This window comes from Acidovorax sp. GW458-11-26-14-TSB4 (assembly GCF_059423865.1).
Window position 1 is genome coordinate 35,473 of record NZ_JBWKYR010000002.1, and the last position, 18,645, is coordinate 54,117.

Sequence of the window (18,645 nt, forward strand, 5' to 3'; positions counted from 1 at the left end):
GCAGTGCTCACCACGCGTTGCGGGAACCCTTGGGGCCTTGGAGCTTCAGGCTGAGGAGCACCGACACCAGGATGATGGCGCCCACGACCGCCAGCGACCAGTGCGTGGGCAGGTGGAACCAGGGCAAGACCAGCATCTTGCCGCCGATGCACACCAGCACCAGCGCCAGGCCGTACTTGAGCAGATGAAAGCGCTGGGCCATGTCGGCCAGAAGGAAGTACAACGCCCTGAGCCCCATCACGGCGAAGATGTTGGAAGTGAAGACGATGAACGGGTCGGTGGTCACGGCAAAGATGGCCGGGATGCTGTCCACCGCGAACACCAGGTCGCTGGCCTCGATCATCACCAGCACCAGGAACATCGGCGTCGCATGGCGCACCCCGCCAATGCGCACGAAGAAGGCCTGGCCATGGAAACCCGGCGTGATGCGCAGGTGGCCGCGCAGCCAGCGCAGCAGGGGGTTGCTGTCCAGGTCGGGCTGGTGCTCGGCCAGCACCAGCATCTTGATGCCGGTGACCACAAGGAACAGGCCGAATACGTAGAGCACCCAGGCGAACTCCGACACCAGCCACACGCCCGCCAGCACCATGGCGGCACGCATGGCAATGGCGCCGAGCACGCCGTACAGAAGCACGCGGCGCTGCAGCTGAGGCGGCACGGCGAAGTAGCCGAAGATCATCACGAAAACGAACATGTTGTCCACCGACAGGGCCTGCTCGATGAGGTAGCCGGTGAAGAACTCCAGCGCCTTGCGGTTGGCGACCTCGCGGCCGGCCACGCCGTCCAGGTACCACCACAGCAGCGCGCCGAAGCCGCAGGCCAGGACCACCCAGGCCAGCGCCCAGCCTGCGGCTTCCCGGGGGCCGACACGGTGCGCCTTGTTGCCGCCGAGCACGAACAGGTCCAGCGCCAGCATGGCCAGCACAAAGGCGATGAAGCCGGCCCACATCGGACCGGTGGCCAGGGTGTCGATGCTGCCGGTCATCGCCTGGCACCGCGCCCATTCAACTGGCCGCCATCCACAGCACCAGGATGCCCGCACCCACGCCCGCGGGGATGCCGAAGCGCTCCAGCCTGGAGGCCGGCTCGCCAGGGATCACCTCCACGGGCACGGTGGCGCGCTCGATCACCTGGTTGGTGATGGAGTTCTCGACCATGCGCACCAGCGAGCTCTTGCGCGCCGTGCTCATGACGATGCAGTCGCAACCGAGCCGGCGCGCGGTCTCCACGATGCAGTCGGCCTTGTCGCCCACCTCCAGGTGCACGGTGTAGGGCACGCCGGCATCGTCCAGCGCCTGGCGCACCGGGACAAGGGCCTGCTCGGACTGCTCCCGGTGGAGGTCCATCCGGTCGCTCTTGCTGCTGAAATCGCAGACATGCTGGGAAAACGGCGGCTGCACGTTGAGCACATGGATCGCCAGATCCCGGTTCTTGGTGAACTCGCCGATCACATGGCGCAGGCCATGCAGCGAATTGGCGGAACCATCCGATGGAACAAGGACTCTCAACATGGCTGTCTCCTTCCGAGTGGTCGGTGTGGTGGCCCGCTCCGCGGCCACCGTGCGGTGTTGGGGAGCAGCCCTGCGGTCTGCATGCCTGGCCCCACGATAGCCAGGCGGCCGCTTTGTGAAAGCAGAGAATTGGGAAGCGACAGTTCTGAAAAACCGGACAGTGCATGGGCCCCGACTTCAGCTACCGGCACCTCTACTACTTCTGGGTCGTCGCCAAGGAGGGCGGGGTCGCGCGCGCCGCCGAGCGCCTGGGCATGGCCGTGCAGACCGTGAGCACGCAGGTGCGCGAACTTGAGCGCTCGCTTGGCTATGCCCTGCTCAAGCCCTCGGGGCGCGGGGTGGCCCTCACCGACGCAGGTTTGGCCGCCATGCGCCAGGCCGAGCAGATCTTCCAGCTCGGCGAACAGCTGCCGGCCGCCGTGCGCGATGCGGCCGGCGCCCCCACGGTGCGCCTGGTGGTGGGCATTTCCGACCAGTTGCCCAAGCTCGCGGTCAGGAGCCTGATGCAGCCGGTGATGCAGGCACCGCACCTCAAGCTGCTGTGCCTGGTGGACGAGTTCGAGGACCTGCTGGGCGACCTGGCGCTGCACCGGCTCGACGTGGTGCTGGCCGACCGGCCCGCTCCGCCCAACCCCAGCCTCAAGGTCTACAGCCACCCGCTCACCTCCTCGCCCCTGGCCTGGTACGCACCGCCCGGGCTGTATTCGGCGGCCCGGCGCGGCTTTCCGCAATCGCTGGCCAAGGTGCCCGTGCTGCTGCCCACCACCCATGCCGCCGTGCGCAACCGGCTCGACCAGTGGTTCGAGCGCATGGCGATCCAGCCGAACCTGACCGGGGAGTTCGAGGACAGCGCCTTGCTCAAGACCTTTGGCGCCGCGGGCATGGGCGTCTTTCCGATGGCGGGCCTGGTGCACGACGACCTGACAGTCCACTACGGAGTCAGGAGGGTCGGTGCCTGCGAGGGCGTGGACGAGCACTTCTTTGCGATCGCAGCGCACAGGAAAGTGCTGCATCCGCTGGTGGAAAAGCTGTTGCCGAGCGGCCGCTAGCGCCCCCGCCGTCGGCGAGGGGTTGCAGGCCGGCGGCCGGCCTCACTGGACCGGATGCGCCTGTGCTCCTTCGATGCGTCGAAGACCAGGGTCGAAGGCCGGTTGGGCCAGGGCACGCCCACGCACGGGCTGGTCCACCGGCAGGAACAATGGGGTTGAGCAGGTCTGGCTCGGCCAGGGTTGGCGGCGCATCGGGGTTGAACTGGTACTGCATGCCGAAACGCTCGTACTCATAGGGCTTGAAGGCGCCGATCCCGCCGATCCCGCCGATCCCGCCGATCCCGCCGCCGAACAGCTTGCCCTCCTCACGCGTGTTGCCGGCCAGCATGGGCACGCGGTGGTAGCGCCTGGCGAGGATGGCGACATGCGGCTCCAGCGGCAGCACATGGCCATCGACGAACGCCGGCGGTGCCGTGCCCTGCCCTGCGGCCGCCTCGGCGATCAGCAGGGCCCGCAGCAGCGAGCGCGCACAGCCCCGGGCCCAACACCCGCCATGAAGGCGGGCGCGCATCAGACGCGCAGGTGCGCGCTGGCCATGTGGTGTGGGTGCAGGTGCGGCGCCGGGTTGGCCGCGCTTTCGGACAGGCGTTGCGTCCAGCGCTCGGCATGCTGCAGCAGCAGCTCGATCGCCTGCAGCAGGGCGGGCGCGCTGGCCTCGGCCCAGGGCAGCGGCAGGTGCACCACGGCCTGGCCCTGGGCGTCGAGCGCGGCCCAGCCGCCGCCAAAGCCCGCGCCCATGTGGTTGCCCTGCATCAGCACCTGCAGCGTGGCCAGGCCGTCGGCGCGCCTGCCGCGCAGCACGCATGAGAGCAGCCAGCGCCCCTGGGCCGGCGCGGGATGGACTTCCACCACCTGGTCTCCGTCGAACAGCAGCCGGCAGCAGCCGCGCGCGTCGGGCCGCAGCGCCGGGATGCCAATGGCCTCCCCCAGCGCGGAAATCACAGCAGCAACGGCATCTTCGGACATGACAAAAAGCGTAAAGCGAGGCGCACAAACGACAGCCACGCGACGGGCGCAATGATACGCTTGTACACTTGTTAACAATCTGGCGCCTGTTAACACTGTTTTCGGCAGCCGCGTTGCCCGGCCCGGGGCTGGATGCACCCGAGGCACGGGCCATTCCGGGCCCAAGACGGTGCTGACAGGCCCTAGCGCGACTGCGCCGCCCCGGCTGCCGGCAGGCAACGCGATACCGTGACTTCGTTGACTTCACCGTCGCGCCGATACTCGAAACGATCTGCCAACCTCTGCACGAAATGCACGCCCAGGCCCCCTATGTCCCGATCATCGAGCGACGCCCCCACGTCGGGCTCCGCCACGGTGGTGGGATCGAATGCCCGCGCATGGTCACGCAACACGGCCTGCAGCCTGGCCGGCGCATCAAAACGCAGGTGCACCTCCACCAGTCCGCCCTTCCCCGCATAGCCATGCATGGCCACGTTGGTCAGCAATTCGTCCAGCATCAGCCCGAAGGACGAGGCCAGGGGCATGGGCACGCCGCTCTCGTCCGCCCAGGCTTCCAGCCGCTCGAAGAAAGCGGGAAGTTCGGCTACGGTGCCGTGCAGGGTCTGCTGCCATTCGAGCGGTGGATTCATAGATGTCTGCGCACTGAAACCTTGGGCTGCACCTGCGGGCGCTGTTGTCTGCGCCGCAGTCCGGTGGGTCGCGAAAGCATTGTGGCATGAGCCGGACCATGCAAACGCTTTCATCCCCCTCTTCTCCCCAGGCCGCCGGCACGGCCGTGGCCGCCAAGCCCACGCTCGCCGCACTGTGGGAACTGGGCGGGCTGTGGCTGCTCATCGTGCTGGCCGGCATCGCACTGATCGCCAGCCTGCTGCTGGACGTGCGCGCGCAGGAAGAGGCGCAGATCCAGCGCTCGCGCCTGTCGCTCACGCTGGTGGAGCTGCAGGAGGCCATCGAGGGCGACCTGGCGCTGGGCTTCGACCTGCCGGACCACCGCGGCATCCAGCCCCGGCTGGAGCGGGCCCTGGCCAGCGACACCCAGCTGTACGCCGTCGATGTGGTGGACCGTGCGGGCTTCGCCCTCTTCAGCACGGACCGGGGCGCCATCGGCGAGGCGCTGCAACCCCGTGCGGCCCGTGCGGCCGAGGCCGGCGCGCGCCAGGACCGGGTCTGGAGCGCAGCGCTCACGGGAGAGGCCATCATGGGCCTGCCCCTGCACAACGCCTTCGGCGAGGTCGTGGGCCACATCAGCGCCACGTATGCGACCCAGCCCGTGCGCTTTCGGCTCGCGATCTGGCACCCCGACGGGAAGACGCTGACCCTGGGCGCCATGGCGGTGCTGGTGCTGGCCATCGCCGGCCTGCTGGGCTGGCTGGCCACGCTGTGGGCCCTGCACCCGCAGTCGGCCCGGCTGCGCGCCGAATGCGAGAGCGCCCAGACGCGGGCACTGGTGCGCAGCGCCCAGGTACGCCAGCGCATGGACGAGTGCCTGGTGCGCCTGGATGAAAGCGAGCGTCCGGAATGAGCACGCGCCGACATTGCGCACCTGCGACCCGCCTGGGCATCGCGGCCCTGGTACTGCTGCTGCTGGCGGCCTGCATCCTGTCCGTCTACACCTATGAGCAGCTGCGTGACATGCGGGCCGCAAGCGATCGCACGCGCTCGCAGCTGATGGCGCAGTCGCTGAGCCTGCGCATCACCCATGCCGTCGAATCCGGCATCCCGCTGCGCGCGCTGGTCGGCGTCGAGGCGCTGTTCCAGCAGCGCATGGCTTCGCAGCCCGACATCCATGCCGTGGCACTGCTGCTGCCCGACGGCACGGAGCTGTGGAAGACCACGCGCGACGCGGGCGAAGCCGGCGCCACGGCCGAAGCGCCCGTGCAGTTCCGCGGTGCCTCCGTCGCGACCCTGCGCCTGGCCTTGCGCGACAGCGGTGCGGCCACCTTTGCCCGCGCAACGGCCGCCCTGCTGCTGCCGGCCATCGGCCTGCTGGTGCTGCTGGCCTACCTGGCGGCGCGTTTTTCCCAGGCCCAGGGCATCGAGCTGCGCAACCATGCTGCCTGGCGTGCGCGCCGCGCCATCGCCCAGGGCCGCTACGACAACACCGTTGTGCTGCCACAACGCCGCGGCTTCGACCTGCGGGTGCAGCAGCTCGGCCACGCGGTGCGCGGAGCGCACGAAGGGCTGGTGCGCGTGCGCCGGCTGATCGCCTCGCTGCGCCAGACGGAGCCGCAGCACGCGCGGCGCGAGCGCCTGGACCAGTTGCTGGCCGAGGCCGAGGCCGACGACCGCTTCGCCGAACACGGTATCGCCCAGGTGCGGGTCGTGGCGGCAGAGGCGCAGGCGTTCTGGATCACCCTGCTCGTGTCCTTGAGCGCGCTGGCGCTGCAGACCCTGTGGCTGCGCAGCTTGCACCTGCAAGGCGACACCCCCTGGCAATGGCAGAGCCTGGCTCCCGCCACGGCCGCCAGCCTGGCCGCGTTCTTCCTGGCGAGCATGGCCGCCTGGTCCGTGACCCGCTGGCGCCAATGGCCCGCGCCCACCGTGGTGCTGCCCGCCTGCGCCGCCCTGCTGGCCACGGCCATGGCCTGCGCCGGCGGCCTGCCGGCAAGCCTGCCCTGGACTTTCGCCATCGCGGCAGGCGCCTGGCACGGCCTGGTGGTGGGTGCGGTGCTGGCCGCCTGCCAGGCCGTCGAGCGCGTGCCGGGCACCCGGCCCGAATACGCCCATGCGCGGCCGCGCTGGCGCGCCGCAACCTGGAGCGGCTGGACCGTGACCGCCATCTGGCTGGGCCCGGCGCTGGGAGGTCTGGCGTTGGATGCCCTGGGCATGCTGCAGGGTGCCTATGCGCTGCTGCTGCCCGCCGCCTGCGCCGGCTTTTTCGTGGTGCGCTGGAACGAGCCACGCAGCCCCTGGCGCAACCGCACAGGCGTGCACGGCACGGCCCTTCCCGCGCATGCCCGGCCCGCGGCCGAGCGCGCCCGGGCACTGGGCCAGTCCGCTGCCGCCGGCTTGCTGCTGGGGCTGGCGCTGGCCACGCACGCGCTGGGGCAGCCCAGCTTCTGGACACCGATGCTGGGGCTGGGCATGGCCGCGGGGCTGTTCCTGCGTGCGCGCATGCCCTCCCCGGGCGCGCTGGCGGCCGCAGCCGTGGCCGCCCTTCTGGTCCTTGGCGCGGCCTCGCACTGGCCGGCCACGGGCCGGTACCTGCCGGACGCAGCGCTGATGCTGGCCGCCCTGCTGGCAGGCGGCGCACTGGGCCGGCTGGCGCGCGCGACCGGGGGTGAGCGCCGGCTGCCCGCCCTGTCGACCCTGCAGTGGGCCGCGATGGGCGCCGGTGCCGTGTGCGCCAGCGGTGCGGTGGGCGCCCACCTGCACGGCGGCTGGCCGCTGCTTGCGGCCGTGCTGCTGCTGGTGGCGAGCAGCGGACACAGCCCACGCGCTGTCCCACGCCCCGTCCCCGGTGCAGACAAGGGTGCGGATGCGGCTCCCGCCGGGGGGCACCATGCACCTTAGGCACCGGCTGATCGCCATCCTGCTGGCCGCCATGGCCTTGCTGGTCGCGGCCTTTGCCGCGATGGGCTGGCTCAGCGACCAACGCTGGTCGCAGCGCTACGACGAAGTGCTGCTGCAGAACCAGCGCATCGCCTGGGACAAGCTGCAGAACGAAAACCTCGACCGCCAGGACGTGCTGGCCCAGCAGCTGGCGCAGGACGCCGCGCTGCGCGACCTGGCGGCGCCGGGCTCCGCCGCCCGCATCGACACACTGCTGGCGGCTGCGACACGGCGCGCCCCGGGCTTGCGCATCGACGTGTTCGACCGCCAGGGTACGCTGGTGGCTACCACCGAGCCGGGCATCGATCCGCAGCCGATGGCCGAATTCCGCTGGGTGGCCGCGGCCAGCGGCCAGGCCGGTGCCGTGCGCGGCCTGAGCCAGGTGGCGGTGCGCCAGTACCAGTGGGTGGTGGTGCGCGGCTTCGATGGCGGCGCGCTGGCCGTGGGCCAGGACGTCGCGCCCAAGCTGTCCGAGCTCGCGGCCTACCTGGGGGGGGACATCTTCCTGGCCAACATGCGCGGCGCCGAATCCGTGGGTACGCGCGCGGGTGTGCTGGCCGCCACCGAGACACCGATCCCGGTGCGCTCCAACCAGGCCGTCACCGTCCAGCTGGAAGACCACAACGACACGCCGCGCGCGCTGCGCATCGTCAGCCAGCCCGTGCGCAATCCCGACGCGCGCATCGTCGGTGCCCTGGTCTGGATGCAGGACGTGAGCGCCACGCACTACGCCGACCTGCTGTTCTCGCGCGCCACGCTGGCCGCTGCGCTGGTGTTCGCGGCCCTGCTGGCGGCGGGCCTGGTGGCCTACCTGCGCCATGCGATGGAGCCGCTGTCGCGCTCGGTCGGCGTGCTCAACGCACTGGCGCGCGGCGCCACCGACGCTTCGCTGGACCACGGCGAGGAAGACGCCGAGGACGAGTCCGGCGAGATCGCGCGCGGCGTGGTGGCAATCCGCTCGGAACTGCTCAACCTCGAGACCCTGCGCCAGGAGCGCATCCGCATCCGCCAGCAGCAGGAGCGCCTGATCCGCGACCAGTTGCGCACGCTGGCCGACAGCCTGGACCCGGCTTCGCGCGAGGAGATTCTCGTGGCGCTCGGTTCAAGCTCCGAGGCGCAGGCCGCCCAGGCCGCAACCGACGCCAGCGCCGTGCCGACCAACCAGCTGGCAGAACTCGCGGGGATCCTGGGCCGCATGTCCGGCCTGGTGACCAACCAGCAGAACCGCCTGCTCAAGCTGCTGCGCGAGCTGCAGGCGGCGGTGCAGACCCAGGCCACCCTGGCCAGCCTGCAGCAGGAGCTGGAGATCGCGCGCCAGATGCAGCTGTCCATCCTGCCGCGCTCGGCACCCGACGTGGACGAGGTCGACATCGCGGCCACCATGATCGCGGCCAAGGAAGTGGGCGGCGACTTCTACGACTACTTCCCGATCGACGACGAGCACCTGGCCGTGGTCGTGGCCGACGTGTCGGGCAAGGGCGTGCCGGCCGCGTTCTTCATGGCGATCTCGCGCACCCTGCTCAAGAGCAATGCGCTGTTCCTGCGCGAACCCGGCGCCACCATCCGGGCCCTGAACGACCAGCTGTGCGCCGAGAACGACCAGATGATGTTCGTCACCGTGTTCTACGGCGTGCTGCACCTGCCCACCGGGCGTCTGGTCTACGTGAACGGGGGCCACAACCCGCCGGTGCGCCTGACGGAGGGCAATGCCGCACTGTTCCCGCGCGGCAGGAACATGGCACTGGCCGTGATGGAAGAGCAGGAATACATCGAGGGCGAGGTCACGCTGGCCCGCGGCGAAACCGTGGTGCTCTACACCGATGGCGTGACCGAGGCCACCGACGCCCAGGGCGACCTGTTCGGGGACGAGGCTCTGTTGGCGGCCATGGCCGCCATTGGCAGCGACCCGCGGGGCGTGGTCACAGCGCGGATTCCCGACCAGTTGGTGCGGGCCGTGCGCGGTTTCGAGAACGGTGCCGCCCAGGCCGACGACATCACGGTGGTGGCATTGACCTACCGGGGGCGGCGGTTGTGAGCAAGATGGCGCGCATAGCGCAGCGACACCGCGCCGTCGGGTGCGCGCACCTCGCCCACGCAGGCATAGCCGGCCAGCGCCGCGGCGCGCAGCGCCTCGTAGTCCAGGCTGGGCAGCAGCAGCTCATCCTCGGTCTCGAAGTCCATGCCCTGCTCCAGGTCGATCATGGCCACATGGCGCTGCAGGCCGTCGATCATGCCGGTCCAGACGATGCGCAGGCCCTGGCGCAGCATGTTGTGGCGGCTGCGGTGGTTGAGCAGGGACACCATGGCCATGCACAGGGGGCGTCCGCAGGCGTGCGCCAGGCCCAGGCGCGCCGACAGCAGCGTGCGCTGGAGCTGGCGGCCACGCCACTGCGGCAGCACCATGCAGCTCGACAGGTGCGCCACCATGCCGTGCTGCGCCGGGTCCAGGCCGATCACGTGGCCCAGGTTGTGCGCCTCATGCTCCCCCGGCAGTTCGACCATGGCGTAGGCGATCAGGGCGTCTTCAACGAACACGCCGACGAGTTCACCGCCCGGGTACATGTGGGCCTGGAAGAAGTCCTGCTCGTCGTCCTCGCGCACGTAGAAATCCGGGTCGGGCAGCGTGGACAGCACCGCGTCGCGCAACGCCATCCATTCATGGAAATCCTGCGCCTCCAGCAAGCGGGTGCGTGCCTGGGGCACGTTGACCAACCCCGTTTCGGGCAGCAGGATGGGCGGAATCTGGGGCAAGGGACTGAGCACGATGGGCGAGGTGGCGCAGGCAGCGCGCGGCGGGTCGAAAGGAATTGTAAGAACTCCCCGACTATAGAACAGCTCAATGACATTCGACGAAACCGGTATACCGAGGAATCATTTCCATGACCGACACGACCAACGCCCCACAGGACAGTGAGATCGACGCAGCCGCATTGCAAAAGCGCCTGCGGCGCGAATCGCTGATGTTCGCGTCGATCTTCGCCCTGGTGCTGTTCGGCCTGTCCCTTGTACTGATCGCCTGGCGGACGGAGCAGTTGCTGACCCAGCTCGCGCAGGACCGCACCGTGCGCCAGCTGCGCCAAGTGGCCGACGAGGCCGAGTCCGGGCTGCGCTTCGGCGTCTCGGTGGCCGACCAGACCGTGCTGTCCGAACGGGTCGCGCGCCTGGGCGCAGCGGGCAGCCCGCTGCGCGGGGTGTTCATCGACACCGACCGCGGCGAGGCGGTGCTGCGCTCGGGCGATGCGGCGCTGCATGCCACCATCGCCCCGCGCTGGCAGCAGGCGGTGATCGATGCCGGGCCGGGCCATGCCCCGGCGGTGCGCAACACCGGCCGCTACGCGTGGATCGGCGCGGCCATCTTCGATTCCACCGGCGCCCCGGCCGCCACGCTGTGGGGAGCGCTCGACCCAACCGAGGTGCGCGCCCAGGCCCGCGATGCCGCGCTCGGCATGGTACTGCGCGCCCTGCCGCTGATGCTGCTGGCCCTGTTCATCACCTGGTGGCTGCTGCTGCGCTGGAGCACCCGCATCATCACCTCGATGCGCGGCATCGGCGGTGACGCCGGTACGAGCCCTCCCCTGGGCTCTGCCAGACAGCTCTGGCTGGCCGTGGTCTTCAGCGTGGTGGTGGCGCCAGCCGCCATGCTGTGGATCGCTCGCGAGGCCGCCCGCCCGGCCGTCACGGCGCAGATCCAGGCCAACGCCGACGCCGTGGGCCGCGCCCTGTCGGGCCAGGTGGCCCGCGCGCTGTCGCTCGGCGTGCCCTGGAGCGCGATGAACGGCGTGGACGAACTCTTTCGGCAACAGCTCGCCGAAGCCCCCGAGCTGAGCTACCTGGCCCTGCAGCCGCCCAGCGGCGCGGTGCGCAACTCCACCTGGGGCGAAGACGTGCCCACGGATGCACGCAACGACGCCTCCGACTTCCCGCGCCGCACACTCACGGCCGGCGATGGCTCCGTGGTCGTCGGCTACCCGGCCGACTTCGTGGACCGCCAGCTCGCCGGCATGCTGATCGACCTGGTGCTGGCCCTGGTGATCGCCGCCGTGCTGGTGCGCGAACTCGCGCGCGGCCTGTGGCGCCGCTCGCTGCTGTTCCCGCTGGCCGCCTATGTGCAGGCCCGCCTGTGGCAGGGGCTGCAGCGCCGCTGGCAGAAAAACCACGCCATCGACCAGGAAAGCGCAGCCGCCCATGAGCGCGACGCCGCCGAATGCCGGGCCCAGCTGATCCGCACCGCGCGCAACGACGGTGCCACGGCCGAAGCGCCCCAGATCGGCGCCCAGCTCACCTTGCTGCGCCTGACCGTGTTCCTGGTCGCCCTGTCCGAAGAGCTGCTGCGTCCCTTCTTCACCGTGTTTGCCAGCGAGGTGCGGCCCATCGATGCCGCGCTGTCGCCCACCATGGTGGCCGGACTGCCCGTCGCCGCCTTCATGGCCACGCTGGCCCTGGCCCAGCCCGCCGGCCCGGCACTGGCGCGGCGCTTCGACCTGCGCTGGAGCCTGATGCTGTCGGCCCTGGCCGGCACGCTGGCACTGACCGCCACCGCCTGGGCGACCGACGCCTGGACCCTGATCGGCCTGCGCGCCCTGGGGGGTGCGGCCTATGGCCTGGCGCTGATCCTGGTACAAACGGCCATCGTGCGCATCACGCCGCCGCAAAAACGCGCGCGCGGCCTGGCCGAGGTGGCGGCGGCCATCGTGGCGGCCGGCATCGTCGGCCCGCCCTTTGGCGGCATGATCGCGGCACGCGCCGGCGACGGCATCGGTTTCCTTGCCTGCGCACTGTGCATGGTCGGCGCCCTGCTGGCCGCCCTGCGCCTGTCGCTGCCCGCGCCCGAAAGCAGCGCCGGGGCCCAGCGCGGCCTGGCCACCACCGGTGGCTGGCGCGGCTACATGGCGGTGCTGCGCGAGCCGCGCGCCATCTGGGTGATCCTGGGCGCAGCCCTGCCGGGCCGCCTTGTGGCCGTGACCATCCTCTCGGTGGTGGTGCCTCTCTATATGAACGAGCTGCAGCAGCCGCCCGCAGTGGCGGGCCGGGTGCTGCTGCTGTACTTCCTGTGCTTTGCGCTCACCGCCTCGCTGGTGGCGCACTGGTCCGACCTGCTCGGGCAGCGCAAGCCCTTCATCGTGGCGGGCGGCGTGCTCAGCGCGCTGGCCTGCCTGTCGCTGCCGGCCCTGGGCGGCGTCTGGGGCATGGCCACCTGCTGCGCCCTGCTGGGCCTGGGCCAGGCGATGCAGTCCTCACCGCAGATCGCCCTGACGACCGAGGCCTTCGAGGGCGTGGACACGGCCCGCGCCCGTGCCACGCCGGAACAGGCCCTGGCGGCGTTCCGGCTGATCGAGCGCGGCGGCAGCATCGTCGCGCCCTTTGTCACCGCGGTCGCCGTGACCGCCTTCGGCTATGCCGGCGCCGTGGTGGCCGTGGGCCTGCTGCTGTCGGTGTCCACCTTGAGCCTGGCCGCCGGCCTGCGCACCCCCCGCATCCAGGCCGCCGCGGCAGCCTGACCCCCTGGAGAATTCCGATGAAACTGCGCCGCATCCTCCTCGCCGCCGCAGCCGCCTGCGCCCTGCTGGGCGCCTCGGCCGCTGCCGCCCAGAGCGCCAGCAACGCCGCCGCCGCAGGCGTGGCCGCCGCCACGAAACGTTATACCGTCGCCATGGTGCTGCCGCGCGATGACCAGAACATCGAAGCCGGCTTCACCGGCTACCTGCAACGCCAGGATGTGCCTGTGCAGTACGTGCCCATCCGCTTCTCGGGGCGCAGCGAGGACATTCCCGAGCTGCGCGCCAAGGTGCGCGCGGCGCGCCCCGACCTGATCTACGCCTGGGGCACGCCCACCACCCTGGCGCTGGCGGGCAAACATGACCAGGCGGGCAAGGACGATGCGATCCGCGATCTGCCCATCGTCTTCACCGAAGTGACCGACCCCGTGGGCGCCGGCCTTTTGCGCACGCTCGAGGACCACGGCCGCAACGTCACGGGCGTGAGCCACGTGGCGCCGCTGCCGGTGCAGCTCAATGCCATCAGGGCCTACCGCCCGTTCACGCGCCTGGGCTACCTGCACAATCCGGCCGAGCCCAACTCCGGACTGATCCGCGACCGGCTCAAGGAGCTGGCGCGCACGCAGAACTTCGAGGTGGTCGAGGCCAGCCTGCCCCTGCTGCCCCAGGGCGGCCCTGATCCCGCGCAGATCGCCCCGCAGATCCAGACCCTGGCCGAGCGCAAGGCCGATTTCCTCTATGTCGGCCCCATCACCTTCCTGGCCTTCACGCACCGCGACGCAGTCACCAGCGCCGCGCTGCAGAACAAGCTTCCGACCTTCTGCGCGACCGAGAGCATTGTGCGCCAGTCCGGCTGCCTGTTCGGGCTGTTCTCCAACGGCTCCAACATCGGCCGCTACGCCGGCTCCATGGCGCGCCAGATCCTGGTCGAGAAGAAGCCGCCCCAGGCGATCGCAGCCTCCACGCTGCAGCGCTTCTCGCTGCTGGTCAACATGCGCACGGTGCAGGCGCTGGACCTGTACCCGCCCATGCTGCTGCTGAACGTGGCGGAAGTGATCAACGTGCCCAAGCAGGCCGCAGCGAACTGAGGCGCGGGCTGCGCCGCCGCCATGCGGCCATGGAACCTTCGCCCCGGCTGCTGTTACCTACCCGGACAAGCAGGCGGCGCCCCGTATGGCGCGCCCTGCAACGGTCAACCGCCAACCGAACTGGAGCGCCCATGAGCCTGAGCTACGAAGAACTCTTGAAAGAATTCGCCCAACACGTGGGGCTGGACAGCGAAGCGCTGCTGCGCACCGAGGAGGTGCTCATCGACGGTTTTCCCATCGGCCTGCAGCTGCAAGGCAGCCCGGTCAGCGGCGACGTGCTGTTCTTCACCACCCTGGGCACCCCCACGCCCGAGCACCTGGACCGCATCGCGCGCACCCTGCTCGAAGCCAACAACTTCTGGGTCGGCACCGGTGGCTGCACCCTGGGCCTGCAGCAGGAGACCGGCGCGGTGACGCTGTGCGGCCGCATCGCCATCGACGAGGCCCTGACCGGCGAGACCCTGGCCTCCCTGCTGAGCGGCTTCGTCGACACCTCGGCGTTCTGGAAGGCCTTTGTCGAAGGCACGCCCGCCGACGGCGGTGGCGCCGCGCCGCTGATGCCGCCCCACATGGGGCTTCGCGCCTGATCCGCAGCCAGGGAGCACGCCATGAGCAGTCCTATCGGTCACGCACTTCCCCCGCCCAACCTGGGCGGGATCGCCCCCCTGGGCCTCCAGGGCCATGTACAGGCGCCCCAGGGCCAGGGCCAAGCGCCGCAGGGCGTGGGCCCGGCGCGCATGGGCGCAGGCGCACTCGCCGGCCGCCAGATCCAGGTCGGCGATGGCCAGCCGCGCGAGCAGTCCGTCAGCCTGGCCGACAAGGCCAAGAGCTTTTTCAAGACCGCAGGCAAGGTGCTGGCCGGCATTGTGCTGGCCCCGATCGCACTGCCGGTGGGGCTGGCGGCCCTGGTCACGGTGGGCGTGACACGCCTGCTGCTGCAGGTGCCTCGGCTGATCAACGAAAAGCTGCTGGAGCCCGCCGCCGACAGGCGCTTCGAAACCGCCAACCCGGCGCTCACGCAGATGCGCCAGCCCATGCCCGGCAGCCTGCTGAACAATCCCGGCGTGATGGAGAAGCTCACGGCGCACGCCCAGGCCCAGGGCACGCCCATGACCCCGCAGCAGATAGAGGGCATGGTCGCCACCGGTGAGCGCCTGGCGGAGGCGCTTCGCGACAGCCCGGCCGGGGGCTCGCCCGTCACGGTGCAGGTCGGCGGCCAGCCGGTGCAGGTGGACAGCAGCGTGCACACCACGCGGGCGCTGAGCTGGTACATGATGGCCGCCGCCGCGCAGCAGGATGTGCAGCGCGAGCAGAGCCAGGACCATTCCGCCATCGGCGGCCAGAAGGTCACCGACATGTCCTCCTCGGGCTCCTTCGTCATGAAGGACCCGGGCAACAAGATCTACGGCTTCCTGGCAGCGGCCCCGACGGCGGACTCGCGCATGTCCACCCACTTCGGCGAACGCGTGGACCACAATGAGAAGCACAAGATTGCCGGCCTGATCCCCAGCGGCAAGCCCAGCCAGCGCGGCATCGAGGACTACCGCAACATGCTGCCAGGCCAGGGCGGAACCATCCTGTTCGACAAGCTCGCGGCCAAGGACGGCACGCAGGACCTGTTCGTCAAGTTCGAGTCGGTGGGCTGCCCGCCCTACTTCCGCACCGAGCCGCACCAGGGCGTGGGCCAGGGCATCACCCGCTTCTTCTCCGCGCTGGACCGCAACATCGGCCATGCCACCAACTTCCTGGGCAGCATGTTCCAGGGCAGGTCGGACGAGATGCGGCGCCAGGAGCACATCTACAAGGGCACGCTCAAGAACGATGTGGCGGCGCCCTTTGCCCAACTGGTGAACAACGCCATCGCCGCCGGCACCATCGACGCCTCGGCCAAGGCCGTGGGCCAATCAGTGCACAAGTTCGGCCTGCCCTTCATCGAAGAGGCACTGAACCGCATCCAGGATGCGGCCACCGAGAAAAACGATGCCGGCACCCTGCGCGAGGTGATGGCCGTGCGCCGGCAGATCGCCGAGGCGACGGCCAAGCTCGGTGGCCAGTCGGACAAGTTCGGCATCGAACGGCGCGGTGCCGAGGTGCACATCTCGATCGACCCGCGCGACAACCGGCCCCAGGATCTGCCCGGCTCGCTCACGGGCGCGGCGGCCCAGGCCTTCAACCGGGATGTCTTGACCCCGCCCTCAGGCCACGGCGTGGTCACCGCCAGACCGGACGGCATCTGCGAGCAGGCCGGCAAGGACTGGCCGCGCGCCACGGTGACCATTGGCGGCCAGACCATCCGCCAGGGAGACGCCGCGCAGTCGGCCGCCCTGCTGGATACGCTGACCCATGGCGACGCCCGCATGAAGATGCTGGTGAGCCAGTACGCCAACCAGCAGACCATGGCACCGCTGATGGGCAGCATGATGCGCGGGGACCTGGGCATCCAGGCGCCCGACGGCACGCCCGGCATGCCCGAAGGCCTTGGCGTCTCGGGCTACCGCATGGAGGCCGACCCGGCCGGAGGCATTCGCGTCACCTTCGACTACTCGCGCCCCAATGTCGATAGGGTGACCCCGCTCGACGGCTCGTCCCCCGTGCAGGTCGACCCGGCGCAAAGCCACGCAACCTTCTCCTACAGCCTGCGCATTGCGCCCGACTACAGCGTCAGCGTGGCCGAATCCCTGCGCTTCAACATACAACTGCGCAGTTGAACGCCGGAGGGCAGCCGGCGCCGCAGCCTCCGGGTGGCGGCGACCGGCAACAAAAAGCCGCGCAATGCGCGGCTTTTTTGTGGGTGCGGGAGGACTGCCAGGGGCTTCAGGCCGCCTTTTGGATCACGCCCTTCATGGTGTCGGCCACTTCCTTGACCACGGTGCTCTGGATCTGCGTGAACATGGTCCACTGCTGGATCTGCTGCTGCAGCTTGAGCAGGTCGGTGGTGGTTGCCGAATCGTCCATGCTGGTGATGGTGCTCTGCAGCTCGGCTTCGCGGGTCTGGGAGACCTTGCCCAGGGTGTTGTTGAGGTTGTTGAAGTTGATACCGGCCATGGCGGACTCCTGAAGGGTGGGGCGGGGTGGAAAAAACGCGCAGAAGAAGAAAAAACGCGGAAAAAGTCTGTCTACAGGCGGCGCACCGGTATTGTGAGCGTTTCGCGGGCCGCTTGACAAGCGTCCTGCAAGGCGGTCAGCACCGCAAATTCGGCTGGCGGCAAGCCGGCGGCAGCCGCGCTGCGCAGCCGGTCCTCGATCGCCCCGAGGGCGGCGAGCGCCTCTTCGCGCGCCTGCGCGGCATGCTCGCCTTGCAACGCAAGCTCCAGCTCGCTCAGCGGCCCAGGCGACGCCTGCACGGATCGGTCAACGCCAGGTACCAGAAGTTTCATGCTGTTGCTCACCGCGACACCACCAGGCGGCGCGGTCCCTCGAAAACCAGGCGGTCGGGTTCGATGCCGGCCAGGCGCCAGCCGGCACGCTGGCCACCGGGCTGCAGCTTGCTGCCATCGCCGAGCACCACGTAGGGCGCCGGGCCGCCGACCACGCCGCGAATGCGAAACGGCAGTGGCGCCACGCTGGCGTGCACCAGCGCCACGCTGCCGGCAGGCGCGGCCGCCGCCTGCGCGGTCTCGCGCACGCGCAAGGTGAAGGCAATGCCGGACAGCGGCGTGCCGTCGCGTGCCAGCAGCGACTCCAGCGCAGGGCGCCGGCCGGGCTCGATGTCCAGCGCCAGCGCGAACTGCTGCGCCTGCGCGTCCCAGTTGGCGCTGGCCGTACCGAAGCCGGCAACACGCAGCCATTCCAGGATGGCGGGGCCCTGCTGCTCGGCCACGCGCAGCGCGTCGACAAGTTCGATGCCCGGCGGCAGGCGTTCGCGCAGCTGCGACAGCACACGGTCGCGCTCCGTCGCCGCCAGCACCGCCCCCAGGGCCTTGACGCGACCCGCGCCCAGCAGCTCGAAGCGCAGCGGTGCGCCCGTGGCGTTGCCCACCACCATCAGGTCGTCGAGCAGCTCGGGAGCGGTGCGCACGGCCAGCACCGGCGTGGGCCGGACCGTGGCCAGGCCTTCGGCCAGGCGATCCAGCTGCTCGATGCCCGGCACCCATCCGCTCACGCGCGCGCGGCCATCGGGCAGCGGGTCGATCTGCAGGCGCAGGGCGGGATCCACCGCCGCCACCGCGCGCTGTATGCCGCGCAGCATCTGCTGCTGGCGCGCCGGGTCCGCGGGTGCGGGGGCCGCCGTGGCCGCTGCCGGGGCTGCAGGTGCCGGGCCGCGCCCGGTGAGCAGGGACACGAACACGCCCAGCAGGAGCACGCACAGGGCGGCCCCCACCACCCAGGCGGGGTGCCAGCTGCGCGCCCGCGCCACCGGAGGCGGTGGCGCAGCGGCCGCAGGTGCTGCTGCGTCCACCACCACCGGCGCCGGCGTTTCCCGGGGTGCGGGCGTGGCATCCGCCCCATCCGGAAGCGCAAGCTCCTGCGCTGGTGCCGGCTCGGCCTCCGCTGTGGCAGCCGGCGCCACGGGCGCGGCAGCCACAGCCTCACCCTCTGGAAGTGCCTGCCAGGAGGCATGGGGAGCGCTCACCGTGATGGCGATGCCACCCAGCCGCACCACACCGCCCCAGGCGGTGGGGGGCACCCAGGCGTCACCCGCGGCCCCGGGGCCGGCAGCGTCGTTGGCCGCGCCAGCGGGCCGCCGCTGGGCCAGCACCTTCCAATGGCCCCCGGTGGCATGCAGCCAGCCCTGGGCGCCCGGCGGCAGCACCATGTCGCTCACGATCAGGTCGCAGTCGTCGCCCGCGCCGATCCGCAGGGCCTCGGCCAGCGGCGCGCGGGCCCCGGCGTGGCAGCCGCTCAGCACACGCAGCTCGGCGTCCTGCCCGTGGTCGTCGGGTTGCGCGCTCATTGGCAGGCTCCTGTGCGCATCGCGTGCCGGGAACGACGGTGCGGCCCATACAATGGGCTCAGCCGAAGTCCGAGGACTTCTTTTCCACAG

General features: G+C 70.6%; 16 protein-coding genes. 8 read left to right on the forward strand and 8 right to left on the reverse strand.

From position 1 onward, the window contains the following. Window positions 1-7 precede the first annotated feature (7 nt). Both AC07X5_RS06575 and AC07X5_RS06580 read right to left on the reverse strand, forming a co-directional pair. On the reverse strand, window positions 8-985 hold the full coding sequence (locus AC07X5_RS06575) for a TerC family protein (RefSeq protein ID WP_494769499.1): 978 nt from the start codon (window positions 983-985) through the stop codon (window positions 8-10). Window positions 986-1,004: 19 nt separating this feature from the next. Continuing rightward, the gene (locus AC07X5_RS06580; RefSeq protein WP_409956465.1) at window positions 1,005-1,511 is read right to left on the reverse strand and encodes a universal stress protein; all 507 of its coding nucleotides are present in this window, start codon (window positions 1,509-1,511) and stop codon (window positions 1,005-1,007) included. Window positions 1,512-1,675: 164 nt separating this feature from the next. On the opposite strand from AC07X5_RS06580, the gene AC07X5_RS06585 reads away from it, so the two are divergent. After that, window positions 1,676-2,560: a LysR family transcriptional regulator gene (locus AC07X5_RS06585; RefSeq protein WP_494769500.1), complete on the forward strand. Its 885-nt coding sequence runs from the start codon at window positions 1,676-1,678 to the stop codon at window positions 2,558-2,560. Window positions 2,561-3,070: 510 nt separating this feature from the next. Here AC07X5_RS06585 and AC07X5_RS06590 read toward each other — a convergent pair. Continuing rightward, window positions 3,071-3,526 (reverse strand): type III secretion system chaperone, encoded by a 456-nt coding sequence (locus AC07X5_RS06590; RefSeq protein ID WP_409956470.1) that lies wholly within the window; start codon window positions 3,524-3,526, stop codon window positions 3,071-3,073. 182 nt (window positions 3,527-3,708) lie between these two features. Next, window positions 3,709-4,155, reverse strand: coding sequence for an ATP-binding protein (locus tag AC07X5_RS06595; RefSeq protein WP_409956472.1), 447 nt, complete (start codon window positions 4,153-4,155; stop codon window positions 3,709-3,711). A 98-nt stretch (window positions 4,156-4,253) separates the two neighbouring features. Between AC07X5_RS06595 and AC07X5_RS06600 the strand changes: the two genes are divergently transcribed. The 3 genes from AC07X5_RS06600 to AC07X5_RS06610 are packed head-to-tail and all read left to right on the forward strand — an operon-like array spanning window position 4,254 to window position 9,113. Next, a complete protein-coding gene (locus AC07X5_RS06600) occupies window positions 4,254-5,048 on the forward strand; it encodes a hypothetical protein (RefSeq protein WP_494769501.1) in 795 nt (264 codons plus the stop codon). Further along, window positions 5,045-7,039, forward strand: coding sequence for a hypothetical protein (locus AC07X5_RS06605; protein WP_494769502.1), 1,995 nt, complete (start codon window positions 5,045-5,047; stop codon window positions 7,037-7,039). The genes AC07X5_RS06600 and AC07X5_RS06605 overlap by 4 nt, the downstream gene beginning before the upstream one ends. Next, window positions 7,029-9,113, forward strand: a complete 2,085-nt coding sequence (locus tag AC07X5_RS06610) for a PP2C family protein-serine/threonine phosphatase (RefSeq protein WP_494769503.1) — start codon at window positions 7,029-7,031, stop codon at window positions 9,111-9,113. The genes AC07X5_RS06605 and AC07X5_RS06610 overlap by 11 nt, the downstream gene beginning before the upstream one ends. Here AC07X5_RS06610 and AC07X5_RS06615 read toward each other — a convergent pair. After that, complete coding sequence (locus tag AC07X5_RS06615; protein ID WP_494769504.1) at window positions 9,092-9,829, reverse strand: GNAT family N-acetyltransferase; 738 nt, start codon at window positions 9,827-9,829, stop codon at window positions 9,092-9,094. The two genes, AC07X5_RS06610 and AC07X5_RS06615, sit on opposite strands and share 22 nt — an antisense overlap. 128 nt (window positions 9,830-9,957) lie before the next feature. Between AC07X5_RS06615 and AC07X5_RS06620 the strand changes: the two genes are divergently transcribed. From AC07X5_RS06620 to AC07X5_RS06635, 4 genes are all read left to right on the forward strand, one after another. Further along, window positions 9,958-12,576, forward strand: coding sequence for an MFS transporter (locus AC07X5_RS06620; RefSeq protein WP_494769505.1), 2,619 nt, complete (start codon window positions 9,958-9,960; stop codon window positions 12,574-12,576). A gap of 17 nt (window positions 12,577-12,593) precedes the next feature. Then, window positions 12,594-13,661, forward strand: a complete 1,068-nt coding sequence (locus tag AC07X5_RS06625; protein ID WP_494769506.1) for an ABC transporter substrate-binding protein — start codon at window positions 12,594-12,596, stop codon at window positions 13,659-13,661. A gap of 131 nt (window positions 13,662-13,792) precedes the next feature. Further along, complete coding sequence (locus AC07X5_RS06630; protein ID WP_494769507.1) at window positions 13,793-14,248, forward strand: type III secretion system chaperone; 456 nt, start codon at window positions 13,793-13,795, stop codon at window positions 14,246-14,248. Window positions 14,249-14,269: 21 nt separating this feature from the next. Continuing rightward, window positions 14,270-16,369, forward strand: a complete 2,100-nt coding sequence (locus tag AC07X5_RS06635; RefSeq protein WP_494769508.1) for a hypothetical protein — start codon at window positions 14,270-14,272, stop codon at window positions 16,367-16,369. A 106-nt stretch (window positions 16,370-16,475) separates the two neighbouring features. Here AC07X5_RS06635 and AC07X5_RS06640 read toward each other — a convergent pair whose 3' ends face one another. The 3 genes from AC07X5_RS06640 to AC07X5_RS06650 form a co-directional block, all read right to left on the reverse strand. Beyond that, window positions 16,476-16,706 carry an EscF/YscF/HrpA family type III secretion system needle major subunit gene (locus tag AC07X5_RS06640; RefSeq protein WP_428000758.1) on the reverse strand — a complete coding sequence of 77 codons (231 nt, stop codon included), beginning with the start codon at window positions 16,704-16,706 and terminating at the stop codon, window positions 16,476-16,478. A 71-nt stretch (window positions 16,707-16,777) separates the two neighbouring features. Next, window positions 16,778-17,038 (reverse strand): hypothetical protein, encoded by a 261-nt coding sequence (locus tag AC07X5_RS06645; protein ID WP_494769509.1) that lies wholly within the window; start codon window positions 17,036-17,038, stop codon window positions 16,778-16,780. A gap of 8 nt (window positions 17,039-17,046) precedes the next feature. Continuing rightward, window positions 17,047-18,555 carry a hypothetical protein gene (locus tag AC07X5_RS06650; RefSeq protein ID WP_494769510.1) on the reverse strand — a complete coding sequence of 503 codons (1,509 nt, stop codon included), beginning with the start codon at window positions 18,553-18,555 and terminating at the stop codon, window positions 17,047-17,049. Window positions 18,556-18,645 lie beyond the last annotated feature (90 nt).

Coding starts and splice junctions, on each gene's coding strand:
- AC07X5_RS06585 (WP_494769500.1), top strand. CDS start 1,676: ATGGGCCCCGACTTCAGCTACCGGCACCTCTACTACTTCTGGGTCGTC.
- AC07X5_RS06635 (WP_494769508.1), top strand. CDS start 14,270: ATGAGCAGTCCTATCGGTCACGCACTTCCCCCGCCCAACCTGGGCGGG.
- AC07X5_RS06610 (WP_494769503.1), top strand. CDS start 7,029: ATGCACCTTAGGCACCGGCTGATCGCCATCCTGCTGGCCGCCATGGCC.
- AC07X5_RS06600 (WP_494769501.1), top strand. CDS start 4,254: ATGCAAACGCTTTCATCCCCCTCTTCTCCCCAGGCCGCCGGCACGGCC.
- AC07X5_RS06620 (WP_494769505.1), top strand. CDS start 9,958: ATGACCGACACGACCAACGCCCCACAGGACAGTGAGATCGACGCAGCC.
- AC07X5_RS06650 (WP_494769510.1), bottom strand. CDS start 18,555: ATGAGCGCGCAACCCGACGACCACGGGCAGGACGCCGAGCTGCGTGTG.
- AC07X5_RS06640 (WP_428000758.1), bottom strand. CDS start 16,706: ATGGCCGGTATCAACTTCAACAACCTCAACAACACCCTGGGCAAGGTC.
- AC07X5_RS06580 (WP_409956465.1), bottom strand. CDS start 1,511: ATGTTGAGAGTCCTTGTTCCATCGGATGGTTCCGCCAATTCGCTGCAT.
- AC07X5_RS06645 (WP_494769509.1), bottom strand. CDS start 17,038: ATGAAACTTCTGGTACCTGGCGTTGACCGATCCGTGCAGGCGTCGCCT.
- AC07X5_RS06595 (WP_409956472.1), bottom strand. CDS start 4,155: ATGAATCCACCGCTCGAATGGCAGCAGACCCTGCACGGCACCGTAGCC.
- AC07X5_RS06575 (WP_494769499.1), bottom strand. CDS start 985: ATGACCGGCAGCATCGACACCCTGGCCACCGGTCCGATGTGGGCCGGC.
- AC07X5_RS06605 (WP_494769502.1), top strand. CDS start 5,045: ATGAGCACGCGCCGACATTGCGCACCTGCGACCCGCCTGGGCATCGCG.
- AC07X5_RS06630 (WP_494769507.1), top strand. CDS start 13,793: ATGAGCCTGAGCTACGAAGAACTCTTGAAAGAATTCGCCCAACACGTG.
- AC07X5_RS06625 (WP_494769506.1), top strand. CDS start 12,594: ATGAAACTGCGCCGCATCCTCCTCGCCGCCGCAGCCGCCTGCGCCCTG.
- AC07X5_RS06590 (WP_409956470.1), bottom strand. CDS start 3,526: ATGTCCGAAGATGCCGTTGCTGCTGTGATTTCCGCGCTGGGGGAGGCC.